Genomic DNA, 21,197 nt, shown 5'->3' with positions numbered 1-21,197 from the left:
CGCCGTGGATGCCTCCCTCCTGTTCGACGCCGGCCTCAGCCTCGCCCGGGGCGAGCGTTACGAGGAGGCGGCGTCCGCCTTCGCCGGCGCCGCGGTCGCTCACGAGCGTTCCGGCGAGCCCCTGCAGGCTGCTCGCGCGCTCACCAATCTCGGCAACGCGCTCCAGCTGGCCGGCCGCACCGAGGACGCGGTGCTGGCCGGCGAGCGGGCGGCGGAGGCGTTCCGCGCGCTCGGCGATCAGGCGGGCGCCGGGGCGGCGCTGACGAACGTGGGCTCAGCCCTGCGCGACCTGGGGCGGCCGGACGAGGCCCGGGCACGCTGGTCCGAGGCGATCACCCTGCTCCAGGCGGCCGGCCTCAACGCGCAGGCGGAGCAGGTTCAGGGCCTGGTGTAGTCCACGACCGCGCGGGCGGTCAGCAGCGGTCGCAGCCACGCGCCCAGCTCGAGGTGGGCGGGGTGTGCCTGATATGCCCGGAGATCAGCCTCGTCGCGATGTGTCGTGCGCAGGTGCAGGTGCCACGAGACGTCGGTGCCCAGCTCGTCGACGTGCGCCTCCAGCGACCGGATCTCGGAAACGGCACCGGCAAGTTCTTCCAAACGCAACTTGGCCTTGGCAGCATCGCCCGCATCGGAAAACTTCATGAGTACGACGTGCACCAGCACTTTGCGCCTCCGAACCCCTATTGCGAATGTGGCACCCAAGTGTAGTTTTGGGAAACGCCGTTTCGCTAGGGGGAACCGGATGCCCTTCGTACGTGTCGCCGCCGCCCAGATCGAGGCCGGTCAGGACGTGGCCGAGAATCTCGCCGCCTGTCTGCGCGTGATCGACTCCGCGGCCGAGCAGGGCGCTCAACTGGTGGTGCTGCCCGAGTTCTGCAATCACCTGTCCTGGTACCCGTCGCGCACCCGGGCGCACGAGCTCGCCACCCGCACCGGCGACGCCTTCCTCACCGCGATCGCCGACCGCGCACGATTCCACGGGATCTGGATCAAGATCAACGTCACTTTCGCGTACGCCGGAGGCCGCACCGGCGGCACCAACCTCCTCGTCGACCCGTCCGGTGCGATCGCCGGCCAGTGTGACAAGCAGACGCTGATGGGCGCGGAGAACGACTTCCTGGAACCCGGTGCGTCGATCGGCCCGGTGGTGGACACGCCGCTCGGCCGCCTCGGCATGTACGCCTGCATGGAAGGCGTGATCAACGAGGTCGCCCGCGGGCTCGCCCTCCGTGGCGCTCAGGTGCTGCTGAACAGCTTGAACAGCTTCGCGCTGGACGAGGCGGACCTGCACATCCCGGTGCGCGCGGCGGAGAACAAGGTCTGGGTCGTAGCCGCCAACAAGGTCGGCCCGCTGCTCCCCCGCGACGAGCTGCCGGCCATCGCGGAACGGCTGGGCGTGCCGCCGGAGTGGCTGCACGGCGCCGGCGAGAGCCAGATCGTCGCACCGGACGGAACGGTCCTGGCCAAGGCACCGCGGACCGGCGAGGCCGTCGTAGTCGCCGACATCGACCCGTCCGCCGCGGACGACAAGCGACGTCCGGACGGCACGGACATCTTCGCGTCGCGGCGCCCGGAGATCTACGGCCCGATCGCGGCACCACCGGTGGGCCGCCGCCGGCCACCGGGAGCGGCGTCACTGCCGGTGGCGGTGGTCCGCGACATCGAGCACGTGCGGGAGGCGGCCCTGGCCGGCGCCGAGCTGATCGTGCTCCCCGAGGGAACGGGCACGACCGAGGAGATCGCGGCGGCGCTGCGCGGGACCACCTCTCATGCGGTGACCAGCACGGCTGACGAAGGCGTACTCATCAGAGAAGACGGCCTGGTGAGCCGGCAACCACGCCTGCACGGCATCGGGGCCGGGGCTGGAACCGGGGCCGGCGTCGGCGTTGGGGCCGGCACCGGCGTCGGCGTCGGCGTTGGGGCCGGCAAGGAGATCACGCCGATGGATCTTCCGTGGGGGCGGCTCGCGATCATCGCCGGGGACGACGCGCTCTACCCGGAGACGTTCCGGCTGGCGGCGCTGCTCGATGTGGACGTGGTGGCGGTGCCCTACTCGGCGCAGGAGCACTGGGAGTTGGCGTTGGGCCTGCCGGAACGCGCCGCGGAGAACCGGCTGAACCTGGTGGTGGCGACACCGCTCGACCAGCCCGCCGCGATCCTCGCGATGACACCGGACTTCACGCTCTGGACGCGCTGGGAAGGCCCGTTCACCGGGCGGATCTCGACGCCGATCCGCTTCGACGTGCCCGCCGGCTGCCCGTCCGGCGCCGCGTCCGTCGCACCCGCGCAAGCCGCGAACCGCCTGGTCTCCCGCAACACCGATCTCGTCGACGGCCGTCCATGGCGGCTCGTCGGCGCATTGACCGCTCCATGACAGAACCAGTTGACGCGACTTGACACGACGTGACTTGAAGCGAATTGACCCGAGTTGACGTGACTGGCTCGACGTGACTTGAAGCGAATTGACCTGAGTTGACGTGACTGGCTCGACGTGACTTCACGTGACTTGACTTGAGATGACTTGACGTGACTTGAAGGGGTGCAAGCCATAGTGGCCGAGACGACTCAGCACGTGGAGGACATGGTCGACGGCTCGCCTGTCGTCGACGTGCACGACACGTTCCACTACTACCGGCAATTGCTCGCCGATCTGAAGGCGAAGATTGACGCCCGGTTCGAGACGACCCGTGACCCCTCGACACTGGACTTGCAGACCTACGGGACGTACCCGGACGGGCCGGGCGGATCGCTGGAGGCGTACAGCGGGCCGGAGGTGGACTGGCTTGTTCACTCCTGGATCGGCAACCCGGGTGCCAGCTTCGCGAACCTGCACCTGACCTGCTGGCTCGGGCCGCAGGTGAAGGTGCCGCATCTGGGCATCGCGCTGCTGGTGTGGCCGGGCGGGTGGTTCTACCTCGACTCGGTGCCGCGGGTGAACATGGTTGAAGAAGCCGACTATTTCGACAAATATTATTCGTCACTGGACGCGGAGTGGCTGGAGCTGCGGGAGGATCCGCAGTTTGAGTACTTCGTGAGCCGTGCCGGGTTCATCCGGGCGAGCCTGTCGCCGACCGCCTACTGCTACTCGTTCGAGCGGTCGCAGCGGAACCTGGAGATCGTGTCGGCTCGGGCGCACGCGCATGTCGACCGGTGGCTGAAGTGGGTCGACGACGCCGAACCGGTGCCGGTCGCGGAGCGGGCGGCGCTGGCGGCCACCGACGAGACGATTCGGCGGAACATCGCCGAGCGGGACCCGGCGAACGTCATGGGTGTCCGGTTCTTCGGCGAGGAGACGACGAACAAGCTGGTCCGGGCGCTGTGGGGCGGAGACCGGGAGCTTCCGCGGCCGGGGGTGCCGTCATGAGCGTGCGCTCGGTGTGGTGGGCGGCTTCGATCCCGGGTGCGGTGGCGCCGTTCGACACCGCGCATCTGCGCGTGTTCTATCCGTCTCGCCCGACAGGGTCGGATGAGGAGCGCCTCACCGGCGTCTTCCCCGCTGACCCCTCTCTCGCCCCCTACCCGGTCGTGCTGATCGTCTCCGGGGTGAACGTCGGGCAGGAGGCCTACCGGTGGCTCGCCGTCGAGCTGGCGTCCCGGGGCTATGTCGCGGTCACCTACGACTGGGTCGGTGAGCTGTTCGGCGGCCTCCGCGGCATCACTCCCGGCGTCGAGTTGGCCGCAGCCCGCCCGGACGCTTACGGCACGCGGGCCACGACACCATCGGTACCCGCAGTCCTGTCCGCTTTGTCCGAGATTTCATTCTCTAACCTATTAAATCTCGGCAACGTCGGTCTCATCGGGCACTCAGCCGGCGGCACCGTCATTCTCCAGAGCGCCCGATTCTTCCCCGAGGTCAAGGCCGTCGCAGCCTACGGCACCCACACCATGGTGGCGACGATGCTCGGCTGGCCGGCCGGCACCGTCCTGCCCGCACAGGTCGACTGCCCGGTCCTGCTGATGAACGGCGAGAACGACGGCGTGATCAACGGATCCGCCGACCGGTACGGCTCGCCGGCCGGCCGGGACCCGATCAGCCGGACCTTCGACGAGGCCCTGCCCGGCAGCGACGGCGATCACCTGCAGGTCACCTTCTCCGGCGCCAACCACTTCGGGATCGCGCACCCGGTCGACGAGACGGCCGCGCGGGCCTTCCTCGACGAGGAGGCGACCACCGACCCGGCCGCGACTCGCGCCGCGCTGGCCGACGTCACCGCGGCGTTCCTCGACGTCCACCTGCGCGGCGCCTCCGGTGACGCGCTCGACAAGGCACTCCAGAACCCCGACATCGCCGGGATCCGGCGGAGGTAACAGCCATGCTCAAGAACTTCTGGTACGCGGTGGAGTTCTCCGACCGGGTCACCACCAAGCCGGCCCGGATCACCGTTCTCGGGCAGTACCTGGTCGTCTACCGCACGCCGAAGCAGGGCCGGGTCGTGGCGCTGAGCGACCTGTGCGTGCACCGGGGCGCGGCCCTCTCCGGCGGCTGGCTCAACGATGACAAGATCGTCTGCCCGTACCACGGGTGGGAGTACGAGCCGGACGGCCAGTGCGTCAAGATCCCGGCGAACCTGCCCGGTCGTGGCATTCCGCGCAAGGCGCGCGTCGACTCGTACCCGGTGCGGGAGAAGTACGGCTTCGTCTGGGTGTTCCTGGGCGACCTGCCCGAGGACGAGCGGCCGCCGATGCCGGTCTGGCCGGAGTTCGACGATCTCGTGGAGAACGGCGGCAAGTTCCGCGTGGTCACCGGCGAGTTCCTCTGGAACGCCAACTACGAGCGGATCCTGGAGAACGGCTGCGACATCGCACACGCGCCGTTCGTGCACGCCGGGCGGTTCGGCAACCCGGAGAAGCCGCAGGTGCCCGATTACGAGGTGGAGCATCCGGACGAGTGGTCGGCGTTCGCCACGGTCGACCTGCACCCGCCGAAGCCGTCGGGTCTCTGGGGGCGGTTCGGCCGGCTCGTCGGCAACGACCTCAAGAAGCGCCCGCCGGTGACCACGTCGGCCGGCTGGATGCTGCCCAACATGATCAAGCTGCACGTCCGGCTGCCGATCGGCGACATGATCATTTATGACACCAACATCCCGATCGACGAGACGCACACGCTCGTCAAGTGGGTCGCGCTGCGCACGTTCTTCACCGGCACGTGGGCCAACAAGGACGCGATCAACCGGACGATGCGCATCTTCTACGAGGACGCTGCTGTGGTCGACAAGGTGCGGCCCGAGCTGCTGCCGTTCGACCTCGGCGCGGAACTGCACATCAAGAGCGACATCATCGCGGTCGAATATCGCCGGCGGCGCCAGGAACTCGCGGAGAAGGGCTGGCTGCTCAGCGAGGAGGACTTCGTCACGGGCGACGTGCCGAGGCGTACGGCGACCGTGATCCCCTCGCCGGCCCGCCGGGAGAACCCCGAACTGGCGCGGGCCTGGGTGCACAAGGCCCGCGGCGAGCACCCGACCGTGGCCGCGTCCCGGCTGATGGGCGCCGACGACGACTCCGAGGAGCAGAAGTGAGCCTGCCCGCAGCCCTGTCCGACACGACGCTTGCCAAGATCCTGGACCGGTTCCCGCTCGATGAGGCCGAGGACCGGGAGCTGACCTCGCCGATGAGTCCCGCGCCGGTCGGGCGCATCCGGGTCTGGCGCGGCGCCCCCGTGGTCAAGGTCGTCAACGTGTCCCTGGTCGTGCCGCCGATCGGGCTGGACAGCCACATGATCTTCGCGTTCACGGATCCGTCGTCGGGGGTTCCGCACTTCACGCTGGACTCGGTGGCGAACGGGGAGAACTACGCGTTCCACCTCGATCTGATCCCGCGCATCGATCTGGCGACCTCCCTGCCGTATCTGGATGAGGTTTATGAGCCGCTCACCCCGATTTACACCGCGGCTCGTGAACGCGAAGGCCTTGAACCTGCCCATCTCACACCGCGCCAATATGCCCTTATGTCGCCGTGGATGCTGGTAAATCGGGCAACGGCCACCGCTTTCGAGGGCATCGGCGACGCTGTCGACGAATACCTGACCCACTGGGCCGGACTCGTGGAGACGGGCGTCAAGATCGAGGCGGCGCCCGAGCGGGACAGGAGCCACAGGGAACTACTTTTCAGCCCGGAGATCGACCCGGTGTGGAAGCAGACCGTGCGCCTGCTCGGCGAGGAGCAGAGCGAATCCGTACGCCTCGCGCTGGTGAGCAACTGATGGCCGAACCGTCGGCCTGGCAGCAGCGCATCGCGGGCGAGTGGCACGGCCGGCCCTCGCTCTTCGACCACACCGGCACGTGGTGCGGTTTCGAGGAGATCCGGCGCTCCTCGGACTTCGCGGACGGCGTCACCACGTACCGAATGGATGGTGGTCTTGTCGGCGGTGGCCCCCTGGCCGGGCAGTTCCGTCTCGGCGCGCCGTTCTCCTTCGGGGTGGTGGACTCCGACCAGAACCGCGTCTACACCGGGCCGGACTTCTTCGGCACCGGCCAGCCCTACGGGTCGTTCGTCGACTCGCACTACTACGGTCCGGGCTGGCAGGTGGACCTGAACACGTGGAACCAGGTGCTGCCGGACGGTGACACCCAGGTCTACTCGTCGGTGCTCAACCAGGGCTGGGCTGTGGTGGGCTGTTTCAACGGCGTCTACACCCGCTCTCCGGAGAGGGTGGACGAGCTGATCGAGGCGGAGACGCGGAACGGGCCGGTGCCCTACATCCTGCCGACCAAGCAGGCCGGGGCGTTCACCGGCGACCTGGAACTCTGGGGTGCTGATCAGAAGTTGCGGGGCACGGTTGCGGCCTCGCTCGCGCTGGAGCCGGTCGACCTGTTGCGCACGCGGCGGACGGTCAGCTGGCGGGGCGCGGGGCTGGACCGGGAGTTCACGGTCGACACGAGGCGAGATGGGAACCGGCTCTTTTTCGAAGGGCCGATGGGGTACGGGAACGCGATCGGATTCGGTCGAGCCTCCTTCCAGTCCGTGCACCTCACGGACGTCTGGAAGATCAAGGGCCGGGAGTTCTCGATCGACGCCTCACCCGGGATGTCCGCGGGACGGAAGCTGGCTGTGGTCTACGAGCTGTTCGAGGGCGGCACGCTGGACTCGGTGCTGCACGGGCTCCTGGAGTGGTCCGCATGACGGTCGTGGTGGTGACCGGCGGGACCCGTGGGATCGGGCGGGGTCTGGTGCGGTCGTTCCTGGATCTCGGCGCCTCGGTCGTCTACTGCGGGCGCTCCCTGCCACCCGACGGCCCGTCCGAGGCCCTCGGGGTGGTCGCGGACGTGACGAACCGGGCGGACGTCCGCAAGCTGTGGGACGCCGCGGTGGAAAAATATGGAAAAGTCGATATCTGGGTGAACAACGCGGGGCTGTCGACCTCACGGAAACCGCTCTGGGAACTCGACGCGGCCGAGATCGACGCCGTCGTCGACGTGAACCTGCGCGGGACTCTGCAGGCCAGCGCGGTCGTGTTGGAGGCGATGCTGGCACAGGGGCACGGCGCGCTCTGGAACATGGAAGGACTCGGTTCCAACGGGCAGATCGTGGCGGGGCTGACACCCTACGGGGCGACGAAGCGCGGGCTCACGTACGCAAGTCTGGCTCTTGCGAAAGAACTCAAGGGCACGCCGGTGAGGGTCGCGCTGCTCTCCCCCGGCATGGTCGTCACCGACCTGCTCACCCGTGACTACACGCCGGCCGAGCTGGAGAAGGCGAAGAAAATCTTCAACATCCTCGCCGACCGGGTCGAGACCGTCACACCGTGGCTGGCCCGCAAGGTGCTCGCGGGCACCCGCAACGGCGGCCGGGTCGCGTGGCTGACGACGCCGAAGGCCGCCTACCGCTTCGCCACAGCCGGCTTCCGCAGGCGTGACCTGTTCGGGGCCGCCTGATGGAGTACCCCGTCGCTCTCGCGGTCGAGGACTTCGTACCGGTCATCCTCGGCACCCTGGGTTTCGCCCTGCTGGGCAAGGCCGCGCCGAATGAGCCCGCGCAGCGCGCCGGCCTGGCCGGCGCCCTCATGATCGGCGCCGGCGGCATCGCGAAATGCGCCTGGAAGCTGGGGTACGCGTCCGGAGCCGGCGACTGGAAGCTCCTCGAACAGTCGCTGTTCCCGCTGATGGCGGCCGGCGCGACGCTGCTCGCGTGGTCCCTGGCCGTCACCGTGCGCCACGGGAAGCGCACCCGCTTCTGGCCGTTCGGGCTCGCCTTCGGCCTGTGCGCGGCGGGCGCGATCCTCTCCGGCAGCCTCAACCCGCTGTTCGTCGCGGCGACGCTCGGTGTCACCGCGATCAGCGTGCTCGGCGCCGTTCTCGCCGCCCGTCACCGGCGGTGGTGGGCGGTCTCCCTCTTCGCCCTCGGCCTGGTCCTCGTGATGGGACTCGTACCGCTGCGCCAGTCACCCTCGCACGACTCGCTGGCCTTCCAGTGGCTCGAACAGTCGATCAACACCGCCGCCCAGGCCTGCCTGCTGGTCGCGGCGTGGCTCACTACCCGCCCCTCACTGGTTGGAGCTCCCCGATGACCGACGCCCTCGGCTGGCGCCGCAAGTTCGGCGTCATCGCACCGTCCACCAACACGATCGTCGAGCCGGACTTCTACGCGATGGCCGTACCCGGCGTGACCTCGCACTTCTCCCGCATCCACATCCGCAACCAGGATCTGTCGAGCGACGCGAACTTCGAGAACCTCCTGGTCCAGATCCGTGCGGAGATCGGGTTCGCGTGCGAGCGGGTCCTGACGTGCGAACCCGACTACATGGTGATGGGCATGTCGGCCGAGACGTTCTGGGGCGGCGTCGAGGGCAACCGCGAGTTCGTCGCCCAGATCAAGGACATCACCGGGCTCGACGTGGCGACCGGTGCCGAGGCGTGCGAGCGGGCGCTGAAACTCTACGGAGCGCGGAAGATCGGGGTGGTCACTCCGTACCAGCCGGTCGGCGACGCCAACGTGGTCCGCTTCTTCGGCGAGATCGGCTTCGAGGTGGCCGCCATCGAGGGCCTGAAGTGCCCGACGGCGGTCTCCATCGCCCACGTGACGGAGGACGAACTGCGAGCCGCCATCCTGACGGTCAACACGCCCGACGTGGACGCCATCGTCCAGTGCGGCACCAACCTCTCCATGGTCCGCCTGGCCGACGAGGCCGAACGCTGGCTCGGCAAACCGGTGATAGCCATCAACGCCGCGACGTGGTGGATGGCCCTGCGCGAGAACGGCATCAAGGACAAGATCCACGGAGCCGGCAACCTCCTCCGCGACTACTGATCCCCCACCCGGCTCCCGTTGTTCTAGAATCGAACAATGGGGGTCGGAGAGCGTATCGCGGAGGCTCGATCAGAGTCTGGGCTGACTCAGGCGCAGCTCGCCGCCGCCGTCGGCCTGGCGCGGAGCGCGCTGGCGAAGGTCGAGACCGGCATCCGTGGTGTTTCAGCGCTTGAGCTTGTCGCGATCGCTCGCGAGCTGCGTCGCCGCGTGGAATGGTTCGTCGAGCCCGGCCCGCCCGCGATCGTCTCGTACCGTGCGTCGAGGGAAGGCGTCGCCACTCAGGCCATTGACGACGCCCTGGACAAGATTGTCCGTGATGTTGATTTTGTGATCCGGGAGATCCCCGGCCTCATCCAGAGTCAGCCTGATCATGAATCGCCGCCGGAATCGATGGCCGACGCCGAAGAACTCGCCGCCAGGGCCCGTTCGCTCCTCGGCCTCGAGCCGGACGAGCCCGCGCTCGAACTCTCCCGCCGCGTCACCGGGGTGGGGCTGCTGCCCTTCGCGATTCCGCTGGGCGACGGAGCGGACGCCGGGACCGTACTGCTCCGCGCAGGAGGTGTGAGCGTCATCAACGGCGACCTCCGAGTTGGTCGCCGGCGGCTCGCGCTTGCTCACGAATTCGGGCACTACCTGGTCGCGGACCCGTACACAACCGATTGGCGAGTAGCGGCAACTGACGCAGATGCTCTGGAGGGCCGCCTCGACCGCTTCGCTCGCGCCCTTCTCATTCCGGAAGCCGACCTTCGAAGCCGGTGGGCGGAGTGGACCGCTGCCGTTGACGACACATTGCGCGACGTCGCCGTGCGCGCGGGAAGCCATTATCAGGTCGACATGGCCACCCTTGCACGACGGTTGACCGAGGTCGGGATGCTCGACACGACACAGGCCAACAGCATCCGTGCGGTACAGACCAAGAAGGCTGACATCGTTGAGAAGAACCTTGTCATCGCCCACGAGCTGGAACCGATTTCACTGCCACGGCCTTACGAACAGGCCATCCTCAAGCTGTACCGGCACGAGACAGTGACCGCCGACCGCGCATGTGGACTACTTCTGGGGACGTTCGACGAGGAGGCGCTCCCAGACCGCTTCCCGGTGTCCGAGGCTGAGATCTGGACTGTCATGTCGTGACTGACGAGCCTCGGACGACAGTTCTCGACACGGGTCCGCTAAGCCACTTTGCGCGGAGCCAGTGGTTAGGAGTGCTCAAGGTCGTCCTGAAGGACACCACTGTGGTGATTCCCGATCTCGTCGAGGCTGAACTCAGGAGCGGCCTCCCACAGAACCCGTACCTGCAGTCCGTGCTGGACGCCGACTGGATCGACGTCGTCACCCTGGACCGCCCCGAGCAGCTCACCACCTACGCCTACTACGAGCAACGCCTCGTCGGCGCCGACGGCCGCAACACGGGTGAGTGTGGAGTGCTGGCGCTCGCCGAAACCAGTGCCAACGCCATCGCGGTGCTGGACGACAGGGTGGCGGCGAACGCCGCAAAGGGACGCAATGTCACGGTTCGACGCACTCTTGGCTTGTTGTGCGACGCCATCAATCAAGGACTCCTCACGGTTCCGCTGGTTTCGGCACTCGCGGATGACCTCGTACAGCACTCCTATCGGCTGCCATTCGGTCCCGGCGGCTTCGCAAGATGGGCCGCGCAGAACGATCTGACGTGACGCTTCGACCGGGCCTTCTGATCTTGGTGGTTCGGCCGGGAGACTGTGCGGATGAACTGGGCACCTGTCGCGGTCGCGCTCGGTGGGCTGGCTGCTCTGCTCACGGTCCTGCTCGCCTACCGGTCCCGGTTCAGTCCCTATCAGACGAAGCTCTGGGAGAAGCAACTCGACGCCGTCACCGAGGTCCTCCAGACGCTCGGCCGGTACCACGACGAGGGGCTCGGCATCGCCGACGGCGTGGGTGGGCCGGACGCGCAGAAGTCGCTCGTGACGGCCAGGGCGGAGTTCGTCCGGGCCTATCGCCGCTGGCATGTGGTGATCCCGCAGCCGTTGACCGAGTCGGTCACGCTCTACCTGCGGACGATCGACCAGGTCGTCGGCAAGCTGCCGGAGGACGGCGGCAAGCTGCTGGCCGAGGCGTACGCGACAGTCGTCGGCACAGCGCAGCGCGAGTTGCGGGTCAAGACGCTCAGTGACCGCACGCTGAGCTCGATCGAGTCGCTGTCGACACGGCCGTCGCTGGTCCCCGTGGGTACCGATCCGATGTACATAAAGGCTACCGTCGAGAAGCCGTTCTTCCGCGGGTTCACCGACGAGAGCGGCACCGGTTCACAGCCGGACAAGAGCATCGCCGCCGCGCGGGACCGGGTCTACGTCGACAACCGGAACCTCTTCCTCACCCACGTCTGGCGGCCGTCGGAGAAGCCGGGCCAGGTCGCCGACATCTCGATCCGCCTCGCCGAGCACCAGCGTCACGGCGGCTGGCCGGCGGCGGGCCGGGCGAGCACCGACCAGCCGCTCTCAGACGGGCTGGTCGAGCGGGTGGAGTACTACCTCGGCTCGTCGTTCCGCCGCGTCTTCGTCAGGCACGAGGCCGCCAACGGCTTCCGGCTCAACATCTCCGCCTACGGGCCGACGCTGTGCATCGCCCTGGTCCACTTCACCGACCGCCCCAAGCCGCTGCAGCTCCAGCGCTACCTCGACTTCATCGAACCCGAACCGCCGGCCGGCGGCTGACGACGCGGCGGATCGGGGGTGTGGGGGCGGCCCCGCGCAAAGCCGTCCCCACACCCCTGAACCGCCCACCCGGACCGGTCAGCGGAAGGTCGCCAGACGGCGGCGGCGGGCCGGGAGCATGGCCAGCAGGCCCATGCCGGGCAGCAGGAACGCGCTGCCGATCAGCGCCATCGTCGCCCACTCCAGGCCCGGGCCGGTCTTGGGCAGCGCCTCGTCGGCGGTCGCCGCAGCGGCCGTTGTGGTCGAGGTCTTGGGAGAGGCGGTGGTCCCGCCGCTGCTGGTGAACGTGATCGGCACCTGCGCCTTGTTCGCCGCCACCACGGCCGGCTCGGCGGCTGACGGGAGGATCTGGGCGGCGATCACGCAGCCGTTCGTGCCGCACTTGTGGTCGTCGAAGGTGGTGGCCAGCTTCAGGGAGATCTTCGAGGTCTTGCCGGAGCTGTCGGCGTTCACGAAGACCGCGCCGCCGGCCAGGTTGCAGTCGGTCGACGTCTGCGGGTTCTTGATGCACTGGCCGAGCGCGATGTTCTTGAGGTTCGGGGTGAAGCCGCTGCCGGAGACGGTGACGGTGTCGCCGTCCTTGAGCCCGGAGGTCTTGGAGACGGTCAGCTTGGGCGCGGCCACCGCGGGCGAGCCGACGGTGAACACGACGGCGCCGGCACACAGCAGACCGACGGCGACGGCCGCGGCCAGCCGGCGGACGAGGTGGGTGAGGGACATCGGATACCTCCAGATTGACCGGGCGGAAGCTATGACCGGGCTACGGCAGCCTCGTCGGTGCCGAGATAGGACAGAACGACATCGGGATGGGTGCGCACCTCGTCGGGCGTGCCCTCGGCGATCACCCGGCCCGCGTCCATGGCGATGAGCCGGTCGGCGACCCGGGACAGCAGCGGCAGGTCGTGCTCGATCACCAGGACAGTGGTGCCGAGTTCGGCGCGTACCCGCAACATCAGCTCGGCGAGCCCGGCACCGTCGGCCTGGGTGAGGCCGGAGGAGGGTTCGTCGAGCAGGAGCAGGCGCGGGCGCAGGGTGAGCAGGCAGCAGAGTTCCACGACGCGCCGGGTGCCGGTGGAGAGCTCGCCGACGGGGCGGTCCGCGAGCCGGTCGAGCCCCATCGCGGCGAGGGCGGCGCCGGCCGCGTCGGCCTTGGCCTTCCGGGTGCCTTCAGCACCGATCAACTCGAGACCCAGGTGCGTCGGCCACGCTCCCTCGGTCGAGATCATCAGATTTTCTTGTACGGTCATAGCCGGAAAAAGCCGTGCATCCTGGAACGACCGCACGAGACCCGCCGATGCCCGCCGCTCGGGACTCCACCCGGTCACGTCCCGTCCCTGATACCGGACCGTTCCCCCGTCCGCGGCCGTGAATCCGGCCAGGATCTCGAAGAGCGTCGTCTTGCCGGCTCCGTTGGGCCCGATGATCCCCACGATCTCCCCGGCGCGAACCGTGAACGTCGCGTCCTGCACCGCTCGCACTCCCCCGAACGCCCGCCGCACGCCACTCACCTCGAGCAGCTGCTCCGCCCCGGGAAGCGGGGTGAGCGGCTCGACGGGCAGGTGCGAGACGTTCCAAAGCCGAGGAGCGGGAGGCCCAGGAGCAGCAAGCCCAGGAGCAGGAGTCCGCTTCAAGAAACACGGCACAGGTGGCAACCTGAAGCGCGAAAGGAAAGTCGTGAGGGCGCCGCCGAGACCGTCAGGAAGGAGGACGACTATGAGGAGCCAGCCCAGTGTCAGGACGGCCTGGCCGGGGATGCCCAGGGGGAAAAGTGCGGGGAGGCCGACGATCAGCGCTGAACCCAGGAGGGCGCCGCCCGTGCGGGCAAGACCACCCACGACCGCGATGGCGACCACGTCGATGCTGGCGGACGCGGGGAAGCTGTTCACGCTCAGCTGTGGCTGGCTGAAGGCGATCACCACACCGCCGAGGGACGCCAGAGCGCCGCTCAGCGCGTACACCTGGAGTTTGCGCATGGGCGCACGGACCGTGAGTGCCCGTCCCGCGTCCTCGTTGTCCCGCAGCGCGAGAAGGAGGCGGCCGAAGCCGCCGCTGCTCAAGCGGGCCGTCACCCACCAGCCGAGACCGAGGAGGAGCAGCGCGAACAGGTAGTAGTCGGTGGCCACGCTGACCACGTAGCCGTCCCAGACCGGGTACGGAACGACCAGCCCGTCACCGATCAACCACGGCTGCCGGAGCAACCATCCGCTGGTCGCGAGCGCGAAGGCCAGTGTGGTGACGCCCAGAGCTACCCCGCGCAGGCGCAGCGCCGGGATGCCGACCAGAACCGCCGCCACGCCCCCCGCGGCGCACCCGGCCACCACGCCCAGGAACATGTTGCCGGTCAGAACAGCGATCTGGACCGCGACCGCCGCTCCGATGCCCGCGAAGCCGAACTGGCCCAGGGAGAGCTCGCCCGCGATGCCGGTCACCAGGACCACGGAGAGCGCCACGAGCGTGTACCCGCAGATCGTGGTGAGCACCGACGCGGTGGCGTTGCTGACGACGTAGGCCAGGCCGGCACCGGCGAGCGCGAGCAGTACGAGCCCGGCGCGGGCGAAGGGTGACACGGCAGCGGTCCGGCGTGGCCAGGGGAAGGACTGGTCGTCGCGGCGGCCGCCCTGGCGCTGCCTCAGCAGGGCGATCAGGATGGCCACGCCGAGCACCACGTCGACGAAGCCGGCGGTCGTGCGGGTGAGCAGCACCTGTTCCAGGACGCCGACCCCGATCGAGGCGGCGAACGCGATCGGCAGCGACGTCATCCGGGCTATCACCGCGCCGGCCAGGCCGCGCAGCAGCAGCGCCGGGCCGAGCGAGTCGATCGACTGCACGCCCTGGGTGGGTGTCAGCAGGATCGCCGAGAACGCGGCGATCCCGCCCGCGACAGCCCAGGCGAGGCTCGCCATCCTGGCCGCCGGTACGCCGTTGACCGTCGCCGCGTCCGGGTGGTCGGCGGCGGCCCGGATGGCGATGCCGAACCGGGTGCGGCGCAGGAAGAACGCGAGCGCGGCCAGCAGGAGAGGGGTGAGCAGGAGCATCGCGGTCAGCGAGGAGCCGACGGCGGTGGTGCCCAGGGTGAAGGCGGGCAGTCCGGGCGGCTTGGGATACGTCGCGCCGGAGAAGCTGTCGCGGGACACCAGCAGAGCGAGGACCAGGATGAACTGCGACAGCCCGAGGGTGGCGATCATGCCGATCACGCGGGGCCGGCGGTACAGGCGGCGGACCACGACCACCTCGGTCAGCGCGGCGAGCCCGCCCGCCACCGCGACGGCGATCGGGAAGGCCAGCCAGTAGGACAGGCCGGTGGTGAGCCGGGCCAGTACCGCCGCGCCGAAGACGCCGATGGCGCCGTGCGCGAAGTTGACGAAGCGGCTGGAGCGGTAGACGAGCACGAGCCCGATCGCGAGCAGCCCGTAGGTGAGGCCGGTGAAGAGGCCGACGGCGATCATGCGGCGTGGCCTCCGAGCACCAGGCGGCGGGCGAGGTCGGGGGCGGCGCGCAGTTCGGACGGGGTGTGCTCGGCGATGATCGTGCCGTGCTCCAGGAAGAGCAGGCGGTCGGCGACGGACATGGCGACGTTCACCGACTGCTCGATGAGCAGCGTCGCCACACCGGCCGCGGCGAGGCGGCGGATCAGTTCGAGCAGGCCGCCGACGACCACCGGCGCCAGGCCGAGCGAGAACTCGTCGATCAGCAGCAGGCTGGGCCGCTGGATGAGGGTCTTGGCGAGGACGAGCATCTGCCGTTCGCCGCCGGAGAGGGTGGAGGCCGGCTGGTCGGCGCGGGCGGCCAGGCGCGGGAAGACGGCGAGGGCGCCGTCGACGGCGGTCGCCACCTTCTCCTCGTGGCGGGGCACGGGATAGGCGTGCATCCGCAGGTTGTCCCGGACCGAGAGCGACCCGAAGGCCTGCTGCCCGATCACGGTCGACATCCCCAGCCGCGCCCGTTTTGTTACACTAAATCGGGTTATATCAGTGCCAGCGAGAATGATCTTGCCGCCAGCAGGCCTGGTCAGGCCCGCGAGCATCCGCACCAGAGTGGACTTTCCCACCCCGTTGGGACCACAGAGCGCCACCGTCTCCCCCGCCCGCACGGTCAAGTCGATCCCGAACAACACCTGGATCGACCCGTAGCCCCCGGCCAGCCCGCGAACGTCGAGAACCACGTCACTGTCCAACGGGGATCACCGGCCCGTCATAGGTGAAGCACGAGCATCCGGTCTCGTACCGAAGAACCCGATAGCCACTCCCCGCCGCGTGCCCATCGGCCCCGATCTCCCCGCCGAAGCCGGTCGCCGTCCGAAATGCCACCTTCTGCGCCGCCGCTCCCCAGGTCGCCGCGCTCAGGCTCCCGCCGAGATCCGCCGCCGCGGCCCGCAGCAGCAGCGCCGCGTCGCAATAGGCGAACGCCACCCGCGCGTTCTCCCGCCGCGCGAACGTGATCCCCGCCTCCGCGTAGATCTTCTGGCAGTCCCGTTCCGCGTCCGTGTCCGGGAACGCCAGCTCGCTGTCGGGCACGTCGTAACCGGGCGCGAACCCGACTCCCACCATCCCGGCGAGCGCGGCTTGAGGAATGGTCCCCGGGTTCGCCACCATGAACGTCGGGTTGTCGAACGTGGAGATCCCGTACCGCGCCGTGTAACTCTGCGCCGCCGCGCTGGTCAGGAAGAACGGCGCGATCCGCGCACCGCCCAGGAAGAAGACACGATCGATCCGCCTGCTCCGGAAGGTGATCGCCGCCTGGGTGAGCCCGCTGTTGAGCGTCCCGAGGTCGGTCGTGTCGATCCAGGACACCGTCCCGGTGACGCCGAGTTTCCTCAGCGCCGGCGTGACGATCTCCTCGTAGACCGCCCGGTTGGCCGGGCTGTCCGCCGCGACCAGCCCCGCCTGGGTCCGGCCCTCGAAGAACCCCTCCCGGCCGAGGACTGCGACGAACGAGGTGGCGAACGCGTCGTACTCCGGATAGGAGGCGGTCCAGAGGTACGGCGACAGCGAGTCGAACGTCTCCCGGGAGTTCGCGATCAGTGTCGCGTCGAGCATCAGCGTCTGCCGCTGGGCATAACAGGGCCGCGCGTTCGACTGCAGCTGACCGGTCAGCACCACCGCGAACGCCCGGTCGTCCTGGGTGATCTGGCTGCACAGGGTGGTCTCCGCGGCCGGCGAGTCGTTGCTCGCCTCGTACTCTCGGTAGACCGCCTCGAGCTTCCGCCCGCCGATCCCGCCGTTGGCGTTGATCCACGCCTCGAGCGCGCGCATCTGATCCTCCGGCTTACCGACGTCGGCGTTCTTGAAGCCGGTCATGGAGGCCGTCTTGGTCAAGTCGGTGCCGATGAACACGACCTTCACCGAGTCACCGGCCTCGGGAGCGCTTCCCGACCCCGGCATCAGCGTCCCGCAACTGGTGTAGGCCAGCACGACGACCAGCAACAGCGTGCCCAGCCGCCACTTCATGACTTCTCCTCGAACAGGCTCAGGTTCTTCGGGTACCGCCGCGCCAGCACGTGCGTGAGCGCCGCAAGATCCAGCACCGAGTCACCTCCGGACGGTCCCGACGGCTCGCCGACCAGCTCCCGCAGGGCTTCCAGGCTGAGCTGCGCGCCGGCCAGCCGCCGCAGCCGCCCGGCGCCGGGTGCGTCGTCGAAGACCAGGAAGGCGCCGAGGCTGCCGAGACGGACGACGGCGGGGAGCATGGCCTGCGCGGGGTCGGCGTGGGCGAGCACGCGCCGGCTGCGCAGCCGGCGAAGCACACCCCAGGCGATCAGGACCAGGCCGGCGACATTCAAGATCAAAAGACCCCATGGGTACGCGTCGCGGCTCAGCCTGGCCGGCGCGAGCCCACTGACGTCGGCGCGGACCACGTAGCGGCCGAACGCGAACAGCGGGAGCTCGACCGGGACGCTGAAGGTACGGCTCTGCCCGGGCCCGACGTTCTCGACCTCGTGCTGATAGACGACGCTGTCGTTGCCGCCGCCGCCGAGACGCACCTGCACCGTGGCGTCGACCAGCGAGGACGCGCTCGGGTTGCGGATCGTGTAGGTGAGCGTGAGCCGGTCGGGTGCCCCGAACCACGCGGCCGCGGTGCCACCGGTCAGCCGGGCGTCCTGGACGGCCAGCTCGCGGATCGGATCCGCCGATTTCGGCACCGCACCGACGGCGTGGTCGGCGAGGGCGAACGGCAGGTCGACCACGGCCGGCGCACCCAGGACCGAGGTGATGTGCACGACGCACGGGCACGGCCGGGGCGGCGAGCCGATCTGCACGTCGACGACGAACGTGCCGTCGGCGCGCACCGGCGTGGCCAGTGCCGCGCGGGTGTCACAGCCGGCCGAGCCGGTCACGCCGCCCTCCCCGCACGTGACGAACTGGATCAGCTCGGCGGCCGGCCACCCCTGGCCGGCGACCCGGACGACGTCACCCGCCTTGCCCGACCCCGCCGACAGGGACGCGGCCGGTCCGTCGGCCCGGGCAGGAGTGCCCATCGTGATCAGAGAGATGACGACCAGGGCGAACAGCGTGGCGAGCCGGGTCATGTCACCAGGCCCCGGGGCCGGGCCTGGCGGCTGCGGACGCGGCGGCGGGTGCTCCACCAGACAGCGGCGGCCAGGGCGGCGAGCACGGCCACCCCGCTCCAGGAGACGACCAGGGCGCGGTCCGAGCGGCGGGCGTAGACACCGCCGTCCGCGGTCACCGTGACCGAGGTGGTGACGAGGTCGAACGGCCAGACACCCTCGGCGCGCATCGCGAACGTGCCGGCGGCGCCCGGGACCATGTCGGCCGACGGTGTGCCGCCGGTGACCTTCACGGCGTGGCCGAACAGGCCGGTCACCGTGACGGACGCCCGTGGGATCAGGTGCACGTTGCCGATGTTGGCGACGGTGTACTCCAGGTCGCCGCCGGTCGCCACCGGCAGCAGCGGTGAGCCGACGCGCATGGTCAGCGACGGGACGTCCATGCCGGGCACGACGGTCCCGGCCACGCGCAGGTAGATCCGGGCGGCTACCGCGCGCTGGACGCGTACCGTAGCTCCGTCCTCGGTCTCCACGATCCCACCCGGCGCCGATTCCATGGCGACGATGCCACCCACGTGGTCGCCCGGTGTCGCGTTGCGCGGCACCGTGACGGTGAACGGGATGTCCGCGCTCGTGCCGCCCGGCACCGTGACGTTCGCGACCCGCGACCTCACCCACGATCCGACGCCGGTCTGCCGATCGGCGAGAGTGCGCAGCGCGAAGCCGCCGTCCCGGGCCGTGTTGTAGGCGTCCGCGCCGTAGATCGTGAACGACCGCGGATCCCGGCTCAGGTTGGACACCCGGACCGACTCCTTGACGGTCTGCCCGGGTGACGCGTCCAGGAAGAAGTAGACCCGCGGCGTCGGCCCCGGGTTCTTCGCGGGGGTGGGCGCCACCGACCACTCCCCGTTGCCGGTGGCGGGGACCGCCAGTGCGATGACCACAGCGATCAGTCCGAGATGCATGACGGCCCCCCAACCACAGAACGGCTCAGCTCAGCGTGATCGTGAGCGTCGCCGTGTACTTACCGGCGAACTGGTTCGCCGGCACCGCCAGGGCCAGTTCGGCCGAGGCGTCGAACGAGCCGCCGGTGCCGTCGGTCTCCGCCGGCGCCGAGCACAGGGTCGCCTGGTCCACCTTGGAGCCGTCGGTGCCGGGCGCGGCCACGACGGCGTTGGTGACGCCGGCGTGAGCGGTGCAGGCGGGCTTCCAGGTGAGGGCGTCCTTGCCGATCGACCCGATCGGCACACCGGTGAAGTCGGTGACCGCCGCCGTGAGGCTCCACCCGTAGGTGCCGCCGCGGAGGTCGGTCACGTTGATCGCCGGAAGCGTGCCGGTCGCGGTCTGCTCGCTCGTGCTGACCGTGACGCCGCGGAACGCGACGACGCTGGTCCCGTTGCCGCGGGACATCGACAGCGCGCCCGCGTTGACCGTCTGGGTCAGCTCGTACTTCAGGTCGCACTGGCCGGCGGCGGGCGCGGTGCAGGCGTCGGCCGACGGCGTCCAGGTGGCCAGTGCGAACAGCTGGCCGGCCTGCGCGCCGATGTAGGCCGTGGTGACGTCGTTGACCGTGAACGGCGTGCCGATACCGCCGGTGCCCGACGCGGTGGCGGTGACCGCCGGGTCGGAGCTGGGCGGGGGCGGCGGCGCGCCGGTCAGCGCCTTGTAACCACCGATGGTGACGGTGGAACCGGGGTTCCAGTCGGAGCCGGTGACGGTGATCGCCGTACCGGCGCCACCGCCCGCCGGCGAGATGCTGATCTTCGGAGTGCCGAGGATCGTGAGTGGTGCGGACACGGTGTTCGTCCCGTCGGTGACGACCACCGTACGGCTACCGCTGGTGGCGTTCGCCGGGACCACGAGCGAGCCGGTGCCCGTACCCGTGGCGCCGGTGGTGCCCGTTCCGGTGCCCTCGTCCGTACCGCCACCGGTGTTGTCCCGCAGCGTCGCCGACAGCGTGGCGTTCGCGGCGAGACCGGTGACCGAGAAGTTGACCGTGTTGCCGCCCCGGGCCGCCGTGAGCGCCGTCTGCCCGGTGATCGAGCTGATCGTCACCCCGCCGTCGAACACCGTGACCGCCTGCACGATCGAGGTGTCCGCCGGTTCCGCCTTGTGGTCCCGGTCGCCCGCCGCGGAGCAGTACGTGGACGCCGTGGTGTTGGCGAACTTGATCTGCTTCACGGTGAGGCCGAGGTTGCCCGCCGAGCCGGCGACGAACGTGCCGGTTGCGGTGAACCCGCCGAGCTTCTGGGTGGCCGCGACGGCCGTGGCCGGGTAGTTGGGCTGCTGGAGCGTGACCGTGCCGGTCTGTGATCCGGAGATCCCGACCGTCACGAACACCGGCACCGACCCGGCCGGAAGCCCGACCGGCCCGTTGGTGGAGCCGGCCGCCGCGCTGAAGGACACCGTCACGGTCTGGCCCGGCCTCGGCGTGACCGGGGTCTGGGTCAGGGTGAAGGTGTCCGACCAGGTGGTCGGGGAACCACCGGTGCCGTCGTCGCTGAAGTAGATCCGGCACCCGAGGGAGCCGGCCGTGGGCCCGTAGGCGGCGGCCGGTGCCGCCACGGTCAGGGCCAGCGTCGCTCCGGCGATGACGGCCAGGGTTCTTCGTACGTTGCGTCTCATGGTGGTGCCGCGTCCCCTCTTCGGCGATGGGTGCGCCCGGAGGCGCTCTTGCGCGCGGTACACATCCGGACTGTTTCGCTAGAGGAAACAGCGTTTTCCTTTGTGTGGAAACTATGAACTCAAGCGGCGCC

At 69.6% G+C, this 21,197-nt stretch carries 21 protein-coding genes; 13 read left to right on the top strand and 8 right to left on the bottom strand.

Annotated elements, in window-relative coordinates:
* Positions 1-4: 4 nt before the first annotated feature.
* Positions 5-394: a tetratricopeptide repeat protein gene (locus tag AB0M02_RS11490; RefSeq protein ID WP_364224765.1), complete on the top strand. Its 390-nt coding sequence runs from the start codon at positions 5-7 to the stop codon at positions 392-394.
* On the opposite strand, the gene AB0M02_RS11485 is transcribed toward AB0M02_RS11490, so the two are convergent.
* Positions 379-642: a Dabb family protein gene (locus AB0M02_RS11485; RefSeq protein WP_364224763.1), complete on the bottom strand. Its 264-nt coding sequence runs from the start codon at positions 640-642 to the stop codon at positions 379-381. The two genes, AB0M02_RS11490 and AB0M02_RS11485, sit on opposite strands and share 16 nt — an antisense overlap.
* 100 nt (positions 643-742) lie before the next feature.
* Here AB0M02_RS11485 and AB0M02_RS11480 point away from each other — a divergent pair, with 100 nt between their 5' ends.
* The 12 genes from AB0M02_RS11480 (at position 743) to AB0M02_RS11425 (ending at position 11,936) form a co-directional block, all read left to right on the top strand.
* A complete protein-coding gene (locus AB0M02_RS11480; RefSeq protein WP_364224761.1) occupies positions 743-2,374 on the top strand; it encodes a nitrilase-related carbon-nitrogen hydrolase in 1,632 nt (543 codons plus the stop codon).
* Positions 2,375-2,551: 177 nt separating this feature from the next.
* Positions 2,552-3,364 (top strand): oxidoreductase, encoded by an 813-nt coding sequence (locus tag AB0M02_RS11475; protein WP_364224759.1) that lies wholly within the window; start codon positions 2,552-2,554, stop codon positions 3,362-3,364.
* Complete coding sequence (locus AB0M02_RS11470; protein ID WP_364224757.1) at positions 3,361-4,308, top strand: dienelactone hydrolase family protein; 948 nt, start codon at positions 3,361-3,363, stop codon at positions 4,306-4,308. The genes AB0M02_RS11475 and AB0M02_RS11470 overlap by 4 nt, the downstream gene beginning before the upstream one ends.
* Before the next feature lie 5 nt (positions 4,309-4,313).
* A complete protein-coding gene (locus AB0M02_RS11465; RefSeq protein WP_364224755.1) occupies positions 4,314-5,516 on the top strand; it encodes an aromatic ring-hydroxylating dioxygenase subunit alpha in 1,203 nt (400 codons plus the stop codon).
* Positions 5,513-6,199: a hypothetical protein gene (locus AB0M02_RS11460; protein WP_364224753.1), complete on the top strand. Its 687-nt coding sequence runs from the start codon at positions 5,513-5,515 to the stop codon at positions 6,197-6,199. Before AB0M02_RS11465 ends, AB0M02_RS11460 begins: the two co-directional genes overlap by 4 nt.
* Positions 6,199-7,119 carry a hypothetical protein gene (locus AB0M02_RS11455; protein ID WP_364224751.1) on the top strand — a complete coding sequence of 307 codons (921 nt, stop codon included), beginning with the start codon at positions 6,199-6,201 and terminating at the stop codon, positions 7,117-7,119. Before AB0M02_RS11460 ends, AB0M02_RS11455 begins: the two co-directional genes overlap by 1 nt.
* A complete protein-coding gene (locus AB0M02_RS11450) occupies positions 7,116-7,871 on the top strand; it encodes an SDR family oxidoreductase (RefSeq protein WP_364224749.1) in 756 nt (251 codons plus the stop codon). Before AB0M02_RS11455 ends, AB0M02_RS11450 begins: the two co-directional genes overlap by 4 nt.
* On the top strand, positions 7,871-8,503 hold the full coding sequence (locus tag AB0M02_RS11445; protein WP_364224747.1) for a hypothetical protein: 633 nt from the start codon (positions 7,871-7,873) through the stop codon (positions 8,501-8,503). Before AB0M02_RS11450 ends, AB0M02_RS11445 begins: the two co-directional genes overlap by 1 nt.
* On the top strand, positions 8,500-9,243 hold the full coding sequence (locus tag AB0M02_RS11440) for an arylmalonate decarboxylase (protein WP_364224745.1): 744 nt from the start codon (positions 8,500-8,502) through the stop codon (positions 9,241-9,243). Before AB0M02_RS11445 ends, AB0M02_RS11440 begins: the two co-directional genes overlap by 4 nt.
* 36 nt (positions 9,244-9,279) lie before the next feature.
* A complete protein-coding gene (locus AB0M02_RS11435) occupies positions 9,280-10,377 on the top strand; it encodes an XRE family transcriptional regulator (protein ID WP_364224743.1) in 1,098 nt (365 codons plus the stop codon).
* 71 nt (positions 10,378-10,448) lie between these two features.
* On the top strand, positions 10,449-10,919 hold the full coding sequence (locus AB0M02_RS11430) for a hypothetical protein (RefSeq protein WP_364224741.1): 471 nt from the start codon (positions 10,449-10,451) through the stop codon (positions 10,917-10,919).
* A gap of 51 nt (positions 10,920-10,970) precedes the next feature.
* On the top strand, positions 10,971-11,936 hold the full coding sequence (locus tag AB0M02_RS11425; RefSeq protein WP_364224739.1) for a pYEATS domain-containing protein: 966 nt from the start codon (positions 10,971-10,973) through the stop codon (positions 11,934-11,936).
* Positions 11,937-12,014: 78 nt separating this feature from the next.
* Here the strand turns inward: AB0M02_RS11425 and AB0M02_RS11420 are convergent, their stop codons facing one another.
* Genes AB0M02_RS11420 through AB0M02_RS11390 form a run of 7 tightly spaced genes read right to left on the bottom strand, consistent with a single transcriptional unit; the run spans position 12,015 to position 21,066 of the window.
* Positions 12,015-12,656, bottom strand: coding sequence for a neocarzinostatin apoprotein domain-containing protein (locus AB0M02_RS11420; protein WP_364224738.1), 642 nt, complete (start codon positions 12,654-12,656; stop codon positions 12,015-12,017).
* Between the two features lie 29 nt (positions 12,657-12,685).
* A complete protein-coding gene (locus AB0M02_RS11415) occupies positions 12,686-15,382 on the bottom strand; it encodes an ATP-binding cassette domain-containing protein (RefSeq protein ID WP_364224736.1) in 2,697 nt (898 codons plus the stop codon).
* Positions 15,379-16,050, bottom strand: a complete 672-nt coding sequence (locus AB0M02_RS11410) for an ATP-binding cassette domain-containing protein (protein WP_364226041.1) — start codon at positions 16,048-16,050, stop codon at positions 15,379-15,381. The genes AB0M02_RS11415 and AB0M02_RS11410 overlap by 4 nt, the downstream gene beginning before the upstream one ends.
* 49 nt (positions 16,051-16,099) lie before the next feature.
* Positions 16,100-17,383 (bottom strand): ABC transporter substrate-binding protein, encoded by a 1,284-nt coding sequence (locus AB0M02_RS11405; protein WP_364224734.1) that lies wholly within the window; start codon positions 17,381-17,383, stop codon positions 16,100-16,102.
* Positions 17,380-18,462 carry a hypothetical protein gene (locus AB0M02_RS11400; RefSeq protein ID WP_364224732.1) on the bottom strand — a complete coding sequence of 361 codons (1,083 nt, stop codon included), beginning with the start codon at positions 18,460-18,462 and terminating at the stop codon, positions 17,380-17,382. Before AB0M02_RS11400 ends, AB0M02_RS11405 begins: the two co-directional genes overlap by 4 nt.
* Positions 18,459-19,406, bottom strand: coding sequence for a DUF916 domain-containing protein (locus tag AB0M02_RS11395; RefSeq protein ID WP_364224730.1), 948 nt, complete (start codon positions 19,404-19,406; stop codon positions 18,459-18,461). The genes AB0M02_RS11400 and AB0M02_RS11395 overlap by 4 nt, the downstream gene beginning before the upstream one ends.
* Positions 19,407-19,431: 25 nt before the next feature.
* A complete protein-coding gene (locus AB0M02_RS11390) occupies positions 19,432-21,066 on the bottom strand; it encodes a hypothetical protein (RefSeq protein ID WP_364224728.1) in 1,635 nt (544 codons plus the stop codon).
* Positions 21,067-21,197 lie beyond the last annotated feature (131 nt).

The organism is Actinoplanes sp. NPDC051861, assembly GCF_040681145.1.
Taxonomy (GTDB): domain Bacteria; phylum Actinomycetota; class Actinomycetes; order Mycobacteriales; family Micromonosporaceae; genus Actinoplanes.
Note: the sequence above shows the minus strand (reverse complement) of the source record. Positions and strands in the feature narration are given on the sequence as shown.